The following is a 14802-nucleotide window of genomic DNA, read 5'->3' as shown; positions in this document are numbered from 1 at the left end:
CCGTCGGGCCGCGCGCGATAGGGGCGCTCGCCACCCTCGCGCGCAGGGCGAGGCGAGCCATCGCGTGCGCCAGCCGGCTTGTCGAAGCGGCGGGGCGGACGCTCGCCGCCGGCGCGCGGCGGACGCGGCGCGCCATCGCGCTGGCCTGCGGGTTTGTCGAACCCGCGAGCCGGCCGCTCGCCGCCCTCCGTGCTGGCGCGGGGCTGGCGCTCGCCGCCTTCGGGTCGCGCCCTGAAGGGCTTGCGTTCGCCGCTGGGCGCGCCGGAACGGACCGGGCCACCGCCGCCCTCGCCACGGTCGAAGCCGCCGCCACGAGGGCCGCCGCGTTTGCCGCCATCGCGGCCGCCGCCCTTGCCTGTGCCGTCCTTGCCGCCGCCGCTTTTGCGCGAACCGCGGTTGTTCCGGTTGTCGTCGTCGCTCATGATCGCTCCGGCGCATGGCCGGCAAAAGCGGATAGCCGCTTTCGCGCGAGGCGCATGCTGAACAGGTGGTGTCGCCAAATGTCCCGCCGGCATGGACGCGCTGCGGGTATGGCGGCTCGTAGCCGGCGCTTGTAGCAGAGCGTCCGCCCGCTCGCGAGCGGCAAAGCAGGGTTTTCGATGGACCGGATACGCGGCGAAGCGCAAGGCGAGGCGAAAAGCGAGGTCGCGGACGCGATGGCGCTGGCCCTGGCAGAGGCGCGCGCGGCGGCCGCACGCGGCGAGGTGCCGGTCGGCGCGGTGGTGACGCAGGGCGGAGCGGTCGTGGCCAGCGCCGGCAACCGCACGCTTGAGGACCGCGACCCGACCGCCCATGCCGAGATGCTGGCGCTGCGCATGGCGGCTGCCGCGCTCGGCAGCGAGCGCCTGACCGGCTGCGATCTCTACGTCACGCTCGAGCCCTGCCCGATGTGCGCCGGCGCGATTTCCTTCGCCCGCATCCGCCGCCTCTATTTCGGCGCGGCGGACCCAAAGGGCGGCGCGGTCGAGAACGGGGTCAGACTCTATCGGAGCCCGACCTGCCACCATGTCCCGGAGGTCTATGGCGGCTTGCGGGAAGGGGAGGCGGGTGAACTGCTGCGGGGGTTTTTCAGGGGGCTGAGGTAGAAGCGGGCGCCGTCGTCGTTAAGCCCAGCAAAGCCAAATGCTCGGCGCTATACGATCTGCGGCAATGGGGGCATCTCGCCGGCACCGCCAAGCCCCGCGACCGAGCCCGTCTCGCCCCGCACCGCCCCCTCCACCACGACCCCGAACCCGTCGATCGCCGCCAGCGCCTCCCTTCGCGCCTGTTCGATCTCGCCGATCTCCGCCTGGGTATAGAGCGCGCGCGCAAAGACCGTGGTGTGAGAGAGGGCCTGGTAGGTCGCCTCCTCGATCTCGGGCGAGACGGCGACGAAGCTGAGGACGTTGTCGAGATGGGCCTCGGCGCGGCGTCCGAGCGTCTTGGCGTTCAGCGCGCCGGCCCGCAGGACGGCGCTGCGCAGCGTCTCGATCTCCGACGTCAGATAGCCCTGCACCTCGTCGGCCATTCATGCCTCCACGGCGAAGCCTTCAGGATCGAGGGAGGTTACCATAGGTTAAAGGCGGTGGTGCCGGCCGGCTGTCTGGTCGGTTAGCCGGTAGTCAACCGATTTCGCACAATCATCCCTGTATCGACCACGATGCACATCTTGCAGGCGCCTGCCGGGATTGCATCGAGAGATGAAAAGGCGTTCTGGTTGCGCGACCGGCTCGACGTGACGCCTCACCCGGCCGCGCGCAGCACCAGATAAGCGCCCAGCGCCAGCAGCCCGGCGAAGAAGCACATCTTGAACGCCGCCGCCGAGATCCGCGCCCGGACCGCGGCGCCCGCAGCCATGCCCGCCAGCGCCGGGACCAGCGCCAGCAGCGAGTGCCAGGCGACGGTGAGGTCGAGCGCGCCCGCCCCCACCAATCCGAACGACAGCGCCAGCGTCGAGACGATGAAGGACACGCCCAGCGCCTGGACGAGTTCGTCCTTGTCGAGGCCGAGCGCCTGGAGATAGGGCACGGCCGGCAGCACGAAGACGCCGGTCGCGGCGGTGGCGACGCCGGTCGCGACGCCGATCACGAGGCCGAGCCAGAGTTCCGAGCCGGCCGGAACGCGCAGCTTCGCGGCCTTGAGGCCGACCAGCGCATAGAGCACCAGCGCGACGCCGAGCCAGAGCGTGGCCGCGCCGTTCTTCTGCTGCTCCAGCAGGCCTGCGCCGGCCCAGGTTCCGGCGACGATACCCGTCAGCATCGGCCAGATCCTGAGCAGGACCGTCCTGAGACCAGGCCCCGCCGCGATCTGCCAGCCATTGGTGATCAGGTTCGGCACGACCAGCAGCGCGGCGGCCTGCGCCGGGGCCATGATCACGCCGAGGATGCCGACCGCGATGGTGGGCAGGCCGAGCCCGATGACGCCCTTGACGAAGCCTGCGAGCAGTAGGGTGGCGGCGATGAAGAGGATGATGTGCGTTTCCATGGGCGGCGTTGTGCCAGCCCCGCCGCATTCTGTCGCGACCGGATGCTACGGCGATGGCCGTAGCGTTCCCGCTTGCCTGTCGAAGGGCCGTGAGATTGGATCGTCATTGTGAGAAGGCGCGTCCGACGAAGCGATCCAGAGCCACGCGCTCCACCTCTCCTGGATTGTTCGCCGCGCTCGCAATGACGGCAACGTCGCGTGAAGCCGTCGGAGTGCTGTCCAAAGGAGCATCGCCATGTCCGCATCCGGCCCCTATCTCGCGGAGATCGCGCATCTGATGGGCGATCCGGCCCGCGCCAACATGCTGCAGGCGCTGATGGACGGCCGCGCGCTGACGGCCAAGGAACTGGCCTGGCTCGCCGGCGTCGCGCCGCAGACGGCGAGCGGCCATCTCGCCCGCCTGATGCAGGGCGGCCTGCTTGGCGTCGCGGTACAGGGCCGCCATCGCTATTACCGGCTTGCCGGGCCGGAGGTCGCAGCCGCGATCGAGGGGCTGATGGTGCTGGCCGGCGCGCCCGAGACGCCACGCCGGCTGCCGTCGCGCGTCGGCGCGGAACTCAGCCAGGGCCGCACCTGCTACGACCATTTCGCCGGCCGGCTCGGCATCGCCATCCATGACGCCCTGGTCGCGGCCGGCCATCTCACGGTCGGCGAGGGCGGCTACGGGCTCACCGCCGCCGGCGAGGCGGTTTTCGCAGACCTCGGGGTCGATCCCGCCGAGCGCAAGGGCCGCCGCGCCGCGCTTCGCCCCTGCCTCGACTGGAGCGAGCGCCGGCCGCACCTCGCCGGATCGCTCGCCGCCGCGCTGGCCTGCCGCTGTTTCGAGATGGCTTGGGTGCTGCGCCGCAAGGACAGCCGCGCCGTCACGCTGACGGACAAGGGCCGCGCCGCGCTCGCGGCGGCTCTGCCCGGCTTCCGCTGCGAGGAGGCGGAGCCGCCCGGGCCGCCTGTTCGAGAGCTTGCGCCAGCCTGCGCTTGACCTCGTCCTTCACCGGCTCGGCGGCCTCCAGGATCGCCCGCGCCTTGAAGAAATCGAGCCCGCCGACGGCATCGACGCCGGCGCGGATCAGGATGTCGGGCGGCTGGCGCTCGATCATGCGCTGCACGATTGTCCGGGTCAGGATCTGGCTGACGCCGACCATCGCCTCCAGCGGCTCGGGAATGCGCCGGTCGCTGACCGTCGCCGGCGCGCTCGTGTCGACCGCCATGACGATGCGGCCGGGCGCCATCAGCCGGTCATAGGGCAGGGGGTTGATCGCCCCGCCATCGACCAGCACGCGACCCTCGATCGCGACCGGCCGCACCAGCCCCGGGATCGCGAGCGAAGCCGCGACCGCGGGCGTCAGCGGTCCGCTCGTCAGCGCGACCTCCGAGTGCAGATGATAATCCGTCGCCAGCGCCAGGAAGGAGATGGCGAGCTCATCGAAACGGTCGGGCACGGCCTCGGGCCAGAACAGGTCGAGCAGGCGCTCGCCGTCGATCAGCACCGGGTTGCCGATGCCGCGCATCAGGTCGGTGAACTTGCCGATGCGGGCGTCGAGCAGCCTCGCGATCACCCGCGCCCGATCCTTGAAGGTGATCGCGACATGCTCGCGCAGATCGCGGCCCGAAAGCCCCGCCGCATAGGCCGCGCCGACGATCGCGCCCATCGAGCAGCCGGCGATCAGCGCGGGCCTGACGCCGAGTTCGTCGAGCGCCTCCAGCACGAGGATGTGGCTCAGGCCCCGCGCGCCGCCCGCGCCGAGCACAAGCACGAGGTCCGGCGTCGTCGCGTCGGGTTGTTTGGTGGGGTCTGTCCGGCTGCGGGCCATGCCGGGAATGTGGGCGCTCCGGTCTTTCCGGGCAACCGGCCGCAGGCCAAACGCATCCCCTTCCCCCCGCTTGCGGTGGGGGGGCGGACAGCGTCGTTCCCAGACAGTCTCGAGCGATGGCTCGCTCAGCGTCCGGGCGCGGCCAAAAACGGCTTCAGCCCGGCCAATGTCGCCTCCGGGTTCTCCTCCGGCAGGAAATGGCCGCTGTCGATCGCATGGCCCTGCGCCCGCGGCGCGAAGGTGGCGCGCCAGATCTCGAGCGGGCTCGCGCCCTCGGCCGGGATGCCGGCCTCGCCCCACAGCGCCAGCACCGGGCGGAGGATCGTCTTGCCGGCCGCGAGGTCGGCCTTGTCATGATCGAGATCGGTGGTCGCGCCGGCGCGATAATCCTCGCAGGCCGCGTGGATGCGCGCCGGGTCGTTGAAGGATTCGCCATACGCCCGCATCGCCAGCGGGTCGAACAGGTCGAGGTTCTTCGCCCGCGTCCAGCTCGCGATGGTCCGGTCGAGCCAGCCGAGCGGATCGCCCTTGATCAGGTTTTCCGGCACCGGCTCGGGCTGGGCCAGGAAGGTCCAGTGATAGACCTGCATGGCGCGGGCCGCGTTCATGCCCTCCCACATCGAGAGCGTCGGCAGGATGTCGAGCAGCGCCAGCCGCTCGACCCGGCCGGGATGGTCGAGCGCGAGCCGGTAGCCGACGCGCGCGCCGCGATCGTGACCGACCACGGCGAAGCGGACATGGCCGAGCGCTTCCATCGTCGCGACGATGTCCTCGCCCATGCCACGCTTGCTGTAGAGCGCCTTGCCGCCGTCGCCATGCGGCGCGGCCGACCAGCCGTAGCCGCGCAGATCCGGGCAGACGACCATATGCGTCTTGGCGAGCTCCGGCGCGAGCTTGTGCCATTCGGCATGGGTCTGCGGAAAGCCGTGGATCAGCACGACGGGCGGCCCCTCGCCGCCGACGCGGGCGAAGATCTTGCCGACCGGCCCGTCGATCCAGCGCGCCTCGAAGCCGGGGAAGAGGGCGTCGAGATTGCTCATTGCGGGGGGGCACCGGCCGAGGCTCCCGGCTGGTTTGCGCGCTCGGTCGGCGCTGTGGCATCCTCCTCGGCAATCAGGCGCGCGAGTCGTTCTTCGACGGCAATCCGGATGGCGACCTCAACTGGCTCACCTGTCGGCGCGACTACTTGCCAGATGATCGCTTCGGTTTCCGCGTCGTCGATCTCGAAAGCCATCGGGGTGCACTCCGCGTCGGGGCGAGCCTACGACGCTCGTGCCTCGCCTGTCAGCCCTGCTCCCGCTTCACCGCCCGCCAGCCGATGTCGCGGCGGCAGAAGCCGCCCGGCCAGTCGATCAGGTCGACCGCGGCATAGGCGCGTTCCTGCGCCTCGCCGACGCTCCCGCCGAGGCCGACGACGTTCAGCACGCGTCCGCCGCTGGCGACGAGGTCGAGCGCGCTCTGCTTCGTGCCGGCATGAAAGACCAGCACGTCGTCCAGCGCCTGCGCCTTCTCCACGCCCTTGATGGCGCTGCCGGTCTCCGGCTTGCCGGGATAGCCCTTCGCCGCCAGCACCACCGTCAGCGCCGCCTGCTCCGACCAGCGCAGCGTGATCTGGTCGAGCACGCCGTCGCAGGCCGCCAGCAGCGCCGGCACGATGTCGCTCCTCAGCCGCGGCATCAGCACCTCGCATTCGGGATCGCCGAAGCGGACATTGTATTCGATCAGCTTCGGACCCTGCGCGGTGATCATCAGCCCGGCGAAGAGCACGCCCCTGAACGGCGTGTCGCGCCGCGCCATACCGGCGAGCGTCGGGCGCACGATCTCGGCCATCACGCGCGCTTCCATCTCCGGCGTCATCACGGGCGCGGGCGAATAGGCGCCCATGCCGCCGGTGTTGGGGCCGGTGTCGCCGTCGCCGACGCGCTTGTGGTCCTGCGCCGAGGCCAGCGCCAGAGCATGCGTGCCGTCGCAGAGCGCGAAGAAGCTCGCCTCCTCGCCGATCATCCACTCTTCGATCACGATCTCCGCGCCGGCCGCGCCCAGGCCGCCCGAGAACATCATCTCGATGGCGTCGTTCGCCTCGGCCAGCGTCTGCGCCATCACGACGCCCTTGCCGGCTGCGAGACCGTCGGCCTTGATCACGATCGGCGCGCCCTGCGCGGCGACATGGGCCTTCGCGGCGGCTGCGTCCGAAAAGCGGCCGAAGCCGGCGGTCGGGATGCCGAATTCGGCGCAAAGCTCCTTGGTGAAGGCCTTCGAGCCTTCGAGCCGCGCGGCTGCCTTTGACGGCCCGAAGGTCTTGATCCCGGCCGCCACGAGATCGTCGGCGATGCCGGCGACGAGCGGGCCTTCCGGCCCGACGACGACGAGGCCGATTGTCATCAGCCGGCAGAACGCCACGACCGCCTGATGGTCGGCGATGTCGAGCACGACGTTCTCGCCGCATTGCGCCGTGCCGGGATTGCCCGGGGCGACGTAGAGCCTGTCGCAGAGCGGCGAGGCCGAGATCGCCCAGGCCAGCGCATGCTCGCGGCCGCCGGATCCGATCAGGAGGATGTTCATCGCCGTCTCCGCGTTCTACCCGGCCGCAATAGCTGCCGGGTCGTGTCGGGGCAACGCTTCTGCCGCAGCGCCTCCACCGCTAATGTTCGCGCCATGGAAACCGAATCGCTCGACGCCCCCGTCTCCAACGCGCCTGAATGGTCGGTCTCCGATCTCTCCGGCGCGCTCAAGCGCACGCTGGAGGACGCGTTCGGCTTCGTGCGCGTGCGCGGCGAGATCTCGGGCTATCGCGGCCCGGTCGCCTCGGGCCATGTCTATTTCGCGCTGAAGGACCAGAACGCCAAGATCGACGCCGTGATCTGGAAGGGCGTCTTCGGCCGTCTGAAGACGCGTCCGCAGGACGGGCTGGAGGTGATCGCCACCGGCAGGATCACCACCTTCGCCGGCAAGTCGAGCTACCAGATCATCGTCGATTCGCTGGAGCCCGCCGGCGTCGGCGCGCTGATGGCGCTGCTCGAGGAGCGCCGCAAGCGGCTGGCGGCGGAAGGCCTCTTCGCCGAGGAGCGCAAGCAGCTCATCCCCTATCTGCCGCGCGTCATCGGCGTCGTCACCTCGCCGACGGGGGCGGTCATCCGCGACATCCTGCACCGGCTCGAGGAGCGCTTTCCGCGCCATGTCCTGGTCTGGCCCGTGCGCGTGCAGGGCGAGACCAGCGCGGCCGAGGTCGCCGCCGCCATCGCCGGCTTCAACGCGCTGCCCGAAGGCGGCCGCCTCCCGCGTCCCGACGTGATCATCGTCGCGCGCGGCGGCGGCTCGCTTGAAGACCTGATGGGCTTCAACGAGGAGATCGTGGTGCGCGCGGCAGCCGCCTCGCTGATCCCGCTCGTCTCCGCCGTCGGCCACGAGACCGACTGGACCCTGATCGATCACGCCGCCGACCTGCGCGCGCCGACGCCGACCGGCGCGGCCGAAAAGGTCGTTCCCGTCCGGGCCGAGCTGATGGCGCAGGTCGCCGATCTGTCGCGCCGTCAGGCCGGCGCGATGGCCCGCCTCTCGGACCGCCGCCGCGGCGACCTGCGCGCCTTGGCGCGCGCGCTGCCGGGTCCGGAAGCGGTGCTGTCCGGCCCGCGCCAGCGGCTCGATCTCGCGGCGGCGCGGCTGGCGCCCGCTCTGGCGCGCAATGCCCGCGCCCATGAACTGGCGCTGGCGGCGCTGGCGCGGCGTCTCGGCCGGCAGTCGCCTTCGGTCAAGCTCGCCGGATACGGCGCGCGGCTGGAGGGCCTGTCGAGGCGTCTCGCCGCGTCCCGCGAGGCCTTGCTCCGGGCCGAGCGGCTCCACATCGCTCGCGCCGGGAGCCAGCTCGCCGATCTCGGCGCGCGCGCCGGGCGCGCCCTGACGAATCTCGTCCTGCGGCGGCGGGAGCGGCGCGACGCGCTGGCGGAGCGTCTCGTGCGCGGTTTCGGGCAGAGCGTGACCCATCGCCGCTCGCTGCTCGACTCGCGCTGGTCGCTGCTGTCGTCGCTCGGCCCGCAGTCGGTGCTGGCGCGCGGCTATGCGCTGGTGCGCGATGAGGCAGGCGATCTGGTGCGCGGCGTGGCGGGCGCGAAGCCGGGACAGGCGCTCAGCGTGCAGGTGTCGGACGGGCGCTTTTCCGCCGTGGTCGCGGGCGGCGGGGAAGGGCATGCCCGGCCCGCGCGTCCGGTCCGCCGCGATGTCGCCAGGCCGGGGCAGGGTGACTTGTTCTGACCTTGGTGTCGCTTGAGCGTCCCCTGCCGTCATCGCTCGCAGTGACGATGAAGGGTGAGCGCCGGCCGGCCTCAAAGCCCCTTGAGGAACGCCTTCACCCGTTTCAGCGCGTCCTCGCGCGCGGCCGGGTTGGTTCCGACGGTCGCCTTGCCGGTGCCGGTCGCGGAATAGGCGATGTCGGTGCGCTCCCGCACCTCGAGGCGCGGATGGTCGAAATCGTGCAGCGCTCCGGGATAGAGCACGAGCTCGACCTTCTCGCCCCGCGCCTGCGCCGCCTTGGCGAGGAAGTCGCAGGGTGCCGGCGGCGTCCAGTCGTCGGCGTCGCCCATCAGGATCATCAGCGGCAGCCTTGCGGAGAAGCTGGCCGATTCCGATTGCAGCCGGCAGCTTGGATAGAAGGCCACCGCGCGCGCGAAATCGGGCTTGGCGTCGGCCGGTCGCCGGTCGGTGCGCGCGGCGGCGAGGATGGCGGAGCCGCCGCCGGACCAGCCGAGCAGCGAGATCGCGCCCGCCGCCACATCCTCGCGCGTCTGCAGCCAGTGGCGCGCGGCGGCGGCGTCGGCGACGCGCTCGCGGCTCGGCCGCACGGTCAGTTCCTTGACGCCGCATTGCGAGCCGAGCTTGCGCGAGCCGTAGCTGTCGGGCATCAGCACGATGAAGCCCGCCGCCGCCAGGCGCTCGCCCCAGTCGGAGTGGCGCGTCGAGAGCTGGCCGTTGTCGCGCCAGAGCCCGCCGCAGCCATGCATCGCGACGACGGCAGGAAACGGTCCGGTTCCGGCCGGACGATACAGCACGGCGTCGAGCTGCCCCTCCTCGATCGGGATGCGCACGCGCTCATAGCCGCCGGCGCAAGCCAGGCTCGGCAGCAGAACGAGGCCGGTCAGGAAGGTCGCGAGACGCGTCAGACTGGACATCATGGGCAGGGGCGCTATCACAGGGATGACTATCCAGATAATCCGCTTCCCGATCAATGGTTTCGATGAACTAGAATGAATATCAGCGAGCGTCCCCCGCTGCCGGGGCCAGAGGCGGCCCTGGATTACGGTCACGGCGAGTTCCGCGTCGTGCGGCCCGGCGTCTTCGTGCGCTGCGCCGTCACCGGCGCGCCGATCAAGCTCGACGAGTTGCGCTACTGGTCGGTCGACTGGCAGGAGGCCTATGTCTCGCCCGAGGCGGTGCGGCTAAGGCTGCGCCGCGCCGGCAAGCGCTGAGGCCGCCGAGAGGCGCTCCAGCAGGCGGCTGGCCCCATCCGGATCGTCGAGGACGAGCGCCACCGGCAGCACGACCAGCCTGTCGCGCTCGGCCTGCGGCCAGAGCGGACCGAGCTTGGTCATGTCCTTCTCGGTCGTCGCGATCCTGCATCCGATCCGCACAGCCTCCGCGATCAGCCCGGCGACATCGGCCGGCGTATAGGCATGGTGGTCGCCGAAACGGCGTTCCGCGACGATCGTCGCGCCGATCCGCCGCAAGCTGGCGGCGAATTTCTCCGGCCGGCCGATACCCGAGACCGCGATCACGGCCTGTCCGCGCAACGCGGCCGCGATGGCCGGCTCCGGTGCGAGCCGCGCGCGCAGGACGGACAGCCCGGCCGCCCTGGCCTGCGCCGCCACAGCCATGCCCGGCGCGCCGTCGCCGATCACGATGACCGCGTCGGTCGCCCCGAGCTGGCCGGCCAGCGGCGCGCGCAGCGGCCCTGCCGGCAGGCACAGGCCGTTGCCGACGCCGGCCGCCCCGTCGACCACGGCCAGCCTCAGCGTCTTGGCGAGCGAGGGGTTCTGCAGCCCGTCATCCATCACGACGACGCTGGCTCCCAGCGTCCGCGCCAGCGCAGCGCCGTTCGGACGGTCGCGCGCCACGATGGTCGGCGCATGGCCGGCCATCAGCAGCGCCTCGTCGCCGACATCCGCCGCCTTGTGCGTCGTGGGCTCGACCGCGACCGGGCCTGCGAGCCCGCCGCCATAGCCGCGCATCAGCACGAAGGGTTTTTCGCCACGCGCCGCCAGCATCCTCGCCAATGCGATCGCGGTCGGCGTCTTGCCGGCGCCGCCCGCGACGAAATTGCCGACGCAGATCACCGGGATGCCGACGCCGACGCCCGTCCGCCGCATCCGCCGCAGCGTGATCGCGCCGTAGAGCTGGCCGAACGGCGACAGCAGCCAGGCCCGCCAGTCGGGCCCCGGCCGCCACCAGAAGCCCGGCGCGCGCATCAGGACGCGGCGTCGCGCTGGCCGAGCGCGACGCGCATCAGCAGGGGCTCGATCGCCTGCATGGTCCGGTTCAGCGCCCCGCCGAGCCGGGCGCTGGTCTGGGCCGCGGCGCGCGCCGCCTGCCTTGCGCTCGCCGGCTCGCTCAGCCAGCCATGCACCACGCCGGCCAGCTCCTGCGTGTCGGCGACGCCGCGCGAGCCGCCGTCGCCGTCGAAGGCCGCGAAGATCTCGGCGAAATTCTGGATGTGCGGCCCGTGCACCACGGCGCAGCCCAGCTTGGCGGGCTCGATCGGGTTGTGGCCGCCGACCGGCATCAGCGAGCCGCCGAGGAACGCGACCTGCGAGAGCCTGAACAGCAGGCCGAGTTCGCCGACCGTGTCCGCCACATAGAGCTCGACATCGGGGTCGGGCGCGCGCCCGGCGGCGCGGCGCGCGACGGAGACGCCGTTGGCCTCGGCGAGTTCCTCGATCTCCGGACCGCGCTGCGGGTGGCGCGGCGCGATGATGGTCAGCAGCGTCGGCAGGTGCGGCCTGATGCCCATATGCGTCGAGAGCACCATCTCGTCCTCGCCCGGATGGGTCGAGGCCGCGATCCAGACCGGCCGCCCGGTGGTCAGCCCGTCCAGGATCGCCAGCGTGTCGGCGTCGGCGGGCGGGGCCGGCACGTCGAACTTCAGGTTCCCGGCGACGCTGACGCGCGGCGCGCCGAGCTGCGCCAGCCGCTCGGCGTCGCCCTGCGACTGGGCGAGGCAGCACTCGAAGCAGGAGAGCAGGTAGCGCGAGGTCCGCGGCGCCTTGTACCAGCGGCTGAAGCTGCGCGCCGACATGCGGGCATTGACCAGCACCAGCGGCACCGCGCGCTTCTTCGCCTCGATCATCAGGTTCGGCCAGATCTCGGATTCGCAGATCAGGCCGATCTCGGGCCGCCAGTAGTCGAGGAAGCGGCGCATATAGCGCGGCACGTCGAGCGGCAGGTATTGGTGGATCACGCCGGGCGGCAGCCGTGCCGCGAGCAGCTTCGCCGAGGTCACTGTGCCCGACGTCACCAGAACGGCGAGCCCGCGCCGTTGCAGCTTCTCGACCAGCGGCAGCAATGTCACCGTCTCGCCGACGCTCGCGCCGTGCAGCCAGACCAGGGTCTTGTCGGGCCGGCGCACGCCCGGATAGCCGCGCCTCTCGGCGAAGCGCGTCGGATCCTCCTTGCCGCGCCGCCTGCGCCAGACCAGCAGCCCCGCCGCCGCCGGCTCCAGCAGCGCGGTCGCGAGCCGGTAGCCGCTTAGCAATGCGCCCTGGCCGATCATGCCGCCTGCCCCGAAACGGCCGCCGCCTCGGCATCGAGCCGCGCCTGCCTCAGGCCGGCGCCGGGGTCGACCGCGCCGACCAGCGCATAGGCGCGGGCATGGGCTAGGTCGAGCCCGTCCTGCAGCGCCAGCCGCGCCGCCTCGCATGTCGCCTCGTCGGCGTCGCGCGCGACCGTGATGGCGTCGCCGACCACGATCGCGCCGCGCCCGAAGGGCAGGCCGATCGAGGCGCGGTCCCAGCTCCTGAAGTCGATCCGCCGGCTGGTCGCCACCGCGATCGGATGGATCGGCCGGCCCGACGCCCGCGCCAGCTGGATGATGCCGATCCCGGCGATGCGGGCGCGCTTGGGGATGTCGGCGGTCAGCACCATGGTGTCGCCGGCCCTGAGATGGCGCAGCATCGCCAGGAAGGCGCTCGCCCCGCCCTTCTCGCGGATCTTCCTGCCGAGCGCGCCCGAGCCCCGGATCGCGCCGATGCCGAGCTGGCGCAGCGCCACCGCGTTGAAGCCGCCGTCGCCATGGCGCGAGACCAGCGAGGAGGCCGGCATCCAGTCGGGCCGCGCGAACGGGATCATGATGTGCTGGCCGTGCCACATCGCGATGATCAGCGGCAGGCCGGGCCTCACCCGCTCATAGATGTCGGCGGGCTCGACGACGATGCGGTTGGTGCGGCGGACGAGCTTGAGATAGCCGGCCAGCAGGCGGCCGATCGTCTCCTGCGCCGCGCGCGTCTTGAGAAGTGAAAAGCCCATGAAGTCCTGTCCGGAACCGCGCGCGGTTCAGGAATGCACCGTCTCGGGATCGAGCAGGCGGTGCAGATGCACCACGAAATAGCGCGTCTGCGCCTGGTCGACGGTCGCCTGCGCCTTGGCCTTCCAGGCCGCGTGCGCGCTGGCATAGTTCGGATAGACGCCGACGATATCGACCTTCGAGAGGTCCTTGAAGGTCACCCCGTCGAGCGCGCTCAGCTCGCCGCCGATCACGAGATGGAGAAGCTGCTTGGCTTCGGGTTCCGCGGCCATCGATCCCTCCGATGTGGGCTGATCTGTCCCGGCGCTCAATAGGCCATAAGATTCGGCCGCGCGAGTGCCGAATGCGCTCTTGCGGCGGAATGAAGCGGAAACGCTCAGGTCCGCTGCGTCTGGCCGTCGCGCATGCGCTGCAGCGCGCCGAGCAGCGGCGCCGACAGCCCCGCGCCGCTCGCGACCAGCATGCCATGCACCGGCGTCTCGCGATTGTAGACGACAGGCGAGCCGTCCCCGGTGCTGGCCGTGCCGCCGGCCTCGTGCAGGATCACGTCGGCCGCCGCCAGATCCCAGTCGCGCGCATCGGGCGAGACGAGGCCGGCGTCGATCGTGCCGTCGGCGATCCGCGCCAGCCGCAGCGCGAGCGAGGGGATCTTGTCGGCGGGCGTGAAGGCCTCGAACCGGGCGAGCGCATCCAGCATCGGCTTCGGCCCGGCGATGCGGGCTTGCGCGAGAGCGGTGAGCTTTGAAGCCGAGATCGGCTCGCCATTGCGCTGCGCCCCGCCGCCCGCGATCGCGGTGTAGGTCGCGTGCGAGGCCGGCGCATGGACCACGCCGAGGATCGGCCGGCCCTCGTCGAGCAGCGCGACGCAGACCGCCCAGTCGGGCGAGCCCGCCATGTAGGCGCGCGTCCCGTCGATCGGATCGACCACCCAGACGAAGCGCCGCGACAGGCGCAGCGCGTCGTCGACCGTCTCCTCCGAGAGCCAGGCGGCGTCCGGCAGCAGCACCGACAACTGGATGCGCAGAAAGGTGTCGACGCCGATATCGGCCTCGGTCACCGGCGAGCCGCCGCTCTTGGCCCAGGTCTTCGCGGCCGTCTTCTCGCCGGGGCGGAACAGCGCGAGCGCGATCTCGCCGGCCGCGAGGCAGCTTTCGCGGATCGCCGGCAGCAAATCGGACGCGATCGGCATCGGGGGCGTGCTCATGATGCTCTCCCTATCGGCCCGCCGGGCTGGAACGACAAGCCGAAAAAGCCGCCGCGCACCGAAAGATTCCGTCAAGCATCATGCATGAAACAGGCCATCCCCGGCCGTTTGGACCGGAAAACACGGTCTTTTAACCGAGCCCCTTAAGCGCTCGGGAAGGCGCGGCCGGCACTCTCGCAGGGCAAGCACGAGAGCCCCGCAACGCACAGAGGGCTCCGGAGCGGCAGGGATTACAGAGAGGCGTTTTACAGATGGCCAGCGTCACGCCGGCTGCCGGAGAGGTCATGTTCGGCCTCTCCGGCGGCACGACAACCCCCAGCATCGTCGCGCGCAATCCGATGCCCGCCCGGGCCGAGCGCGCTTGCGTGGAGCGGATCGGGCCGGTGCGGATCCTGCGGGCCGGGCCGGGCTGGCGCGGCCTCGCCTTGCGCCTTGGCCATGGCCAGGACGCCGACGAGCGCTTCGAGCTGGCGCTGACCGCCGGCGACGGCCGCTCGATCGCGGTCGCGCTCGTCGACAGCGAGGACGCCGTGGCGCTCTGGCGCGATTGCGGCCGGACCAGCGGCCTGCCGCTGCTGCTCGAAACCGACGACGGCGTCGTCTCCGAACCCTATCCGCAGCTCGGACGGCTGGCGCTGGGCCCGATCCGCATCAGGCGCCGCCACGCGCTGCTGAACAACCGGCGCCCGCGGTTTCTGACGCGCCGGAAGGCGACCAAGCTGGGCGACCGGCCGGTGGTGGTGTCGGGGGAGCGGTTCACGGATTGAAGTCCAGCACTTTCACCGCGAGCTGCGGCGTCCCATCGCGAGGCTTGCAGC

At 71.6% G+C, this 14802-nt stretch carries 17 protein-coding genes and 1 pseudogene; 5 read left to right on the top strand and 13 right to left on the bottom strand.

Annotation, left to right across the window (positions count from 1 at the left end):
* A pseudogene (locus AC1RRW_RS21590) lies at positions 1-422 on the bottom strand (hypothetical protein); the annotation flags it as partial.
* A 234-nt stretch (positions 423-656) separates the two neighbouring features.
* On the opposite strand from AC1RRW_RS21590, the gene AC1RRW_RS21585 reads away from it, so the two are divergent.
* Positions 657-1085 (top strand): nucleoside deaminase, encoded by a 429-nt coding sequence (locus tag AC1RRW_RS21585; protein WP_492903692.1) that lies wholly within the window; start codon positions 657-659, stop codon positions 1083-1085.
* A gap of 47 nt (positions 1086-1132) precedes the next feature.
* Here the strand turns inward: AC1RRW_RS21585 and AC1RRW_RS21580 are convergent, their stop codons facing one another.
* Both AC1RRW_RS21580 and AC1RRW_RS21575 read right to left on the bottom strand, forming a co-directional pair.
* Positions 1133-1507: a hypothetical protein gene (locus AC1RRW_RS21580; RefSeq protein ID WP_492903690.1), complete on the bottom strand. Its 375-nt coding sequence runs from the start codon at positions 1505-1507 to the stop codon at positions 1133-1135.
* 215 nt (positions 1508-1722) lie between these two features.
* Positions 1723-2463, bottom strand: coding sequence for a sulfite exporter TauE/SafE family protein (locus tag AC1RRW_RS21575; protein ID WP_492903688.1), 741 nt, complete (start codon positions 2461-2463; stop codon positions 1723-1725).
* 235 nt (positions 2464-2698) lie between these two features.
* Between AC1RRW_RS21575 and AC1RRW_RS21570 the strand changes: the two genes are divergently transcribed.
* Positions 2699-3442, top strand: a complete 744-nt coding sequence (locus AC1RRW_RS21570) for an ArsR/SmtB family transcription factor (RefSeq protein WP_492903687.1) — start codon at positions 2699-2701, stop codon at positions 3440-3442.
* On the opposite strand, the gene AC1RRW_RS21565 is transcribed toward AC1RRW_RS21570, so the two are convergent.
* The 4 genes from AC1RRW_RS21565 to purD form a co-directional block, all read right to left on the bottom strand.
* On the bottom strand, positions 3327-4274 hold the full coding sequence (locus AC1RRW_RS21565; RefSeq protein ID WP_492903685.1) for a patatin-like phospholipase family protein: 948 nt from the start codon (positions 4272-4274) through the stop codon (positions 3327-3329). The genes AC1RRW_RS21570 and AC1RRW_RS21565 overlap by 116 nt on opposite strands.
* Positions 4275-4399: 125 nt before the next feature.
* A complete protein-coding gene (locus AC1RRW_RS21560) occupies positions 4400-5314 on the bottom strand; it encodes an alpha/beta fold hydrolase (protein WP_492903684.1) in 915 nt (304 codons plus the stop codon).
* A complete protein-coding gene (locus tag AC1RRW_RS21555) occupies positions 5311-5508 on the bottom strand; it encodes a type II toxin-antitoxin system VapB family antitoxin (protein ID WP_492903682.1) in 198 nt (65 codons plus the stop codon). The genes AC1RRW_RS21560 and AC1RRW_RS21555 overlap by 4 nt, the downstream gene beginning before the upstream one ends.
* A 50-nt stretch (positions 5509-5558) precedes the next feature.
* A complete protein-coding gene (purD, locus tag AC1RRW_RS21550; RefSeq protein ID WP_492903680.1) occupies positions 5559-6836 on the bottom strand; it encodes a phosphoribosylamine--glycine ligase in 1278 nt (425 codons plus the stop codon).
* Positions 6837-6929: 93 nt separating this feature from the next.
* On the opposite strand from purD, the gene xseA reads away from it, so the two are divergent.
* The gene (xseA, locus tag AC1RRW_RS21545; protein WP_492903678.1) at positions 6930-8522 is read left to right on the top strand and encodes an exodeoxyribonuclease VII large subunit; all 1593 of its coding nucleotides are present in this window, start codon (positions 6930-6932) and stop codon (positions 8520-8522) included.
* Positions 8523-8593: 71 nt separating this feature from the next.
* Here xseA and AC1RRW_RS21540 read toward each other — a convergent pair whose 3' ends face one another.
* Positions 8594-9439, bottom strand: a complete 846-nt coding sequence (locus AC1RRW_RS21540) for a dienelactone hydrolase family protein (RefSeq protein ID WP_492903676.1) — start codon at positions 9437-9439, stop codon at positions 8594-8596.
* A 72-nt stretch (positions 9440-9511) separates the two neighbouring features.
* Here AC1RRW_RS21540 and AC1RRW_RS21535 point away from each other — a divergent pair, with 72 nt between their 5' ends.
* On the top strand, positions 9512-9733 hold the full coding sequence (locus AC1RRW_RS21535; RefSeq protein ID WP_492903675.1) for a DUF2093 domain-containing protein: 222 nt from the start codon (positions 9512-9514) through the stop codon (positions 9731-9733).
* On the opposite strand, the gene lpxK is transcribed toward AC1RRW_RS21535, so the two are convergent.
* From lpxK to AC1RRW_RS21510, 5 genes are all read right to left on the bottom strand, one after another.
* Positions 9704-10729 carry a tetraacyldisaccharide 4'-kinase gene (gene lpxK / locus AC1RRW_RS21530; protein WP_492903673.1) on the bottom strand — a complete coding sequence of 342 codons (1026 nt, stop codon included), beginning with the start codon at positions 10727-10729 and terminating at the stop codon, positions 9704-9706. The two genes, AC1RRW_RS21535 and lpxK, sit on opposite strands and share 30 nt — an antisense overlap.
* On the bottom strand, positions 10729-12030 hold the full coding sequence (locus tag AC1RRW_RS21525; protein ID WP_492903671.1) for a 3-deoxy-D-manno-octulosonic acid transferase: 1302 nt from the start codon (positions 12028-12030) through the stop codon (positions 10729-10731). Before AC1RRW_RS21525 ends, lpxK begins: the two co-directional genes overlap by 1 nt.
* The gene (locus AC1RRW_RS21520; protein WP_492903669.1) at positions 12027-12782 is read right to left on the bottom strand and encodes a lysophospholipid acyltransferase family protein; all 756 of its coding nucleotides are present in this window, start codon (positions 12780-12782) and stop codon (positions 12027-12029) included. Before AC1RRW_RS21520 ends, AC1RRW_RS21525 begins: the two co-directional genes overlap by 4 nt.
* A 27-nt stretch (positions 12783-12809) precedes the next feature.
* Positions 12810-13052: a DUF4170 domain-containing protein gene (locus tag AC1RRW_RS21515; protein ID WP_492903667.1), complete on the bottom strand. Its 243-nt coding sequence runs from the start codon at positions 13050-13052 to the stop codon at positions 12810-12812.
* Positions 13053-13156: 104 nt separating this feature from the next.
* Positions 13157-13984, bottom strand: coding sequence for a 3'(2'),5'-bisphosphate nucleotidase CysQ (locus AC1RRW_RS21510; protein ID WP_492903665.1), 828 nt, complete (start codon positions 13982-13984; stop codon positions 13157-13159).
* A gap of 251 nt (positions 13985-14235) precedes the next feature.
* Between AC1RRW_RS21510 and AC1RRW_RS21505 the strand changes: the two genes are divergently transcribed.
* A complete protein-coding gene (locus AC1RRW_RS21505) occupies positions 14236-14751 on the top strand; it encodes a DUF6101 family protein (protein ID WP_492903663.1) in 516 nt (171 codons plus the stop codon).
* Positions 14752-14802: the final 51 nt, after the last annotated feature.

It is taken from the genome of Allobosea sp. GW821-FHT12C12, assembly GCF_058807355.1.
This window is presented reverse-complemented; position numbering and strand designations above follow the sequence as displayed.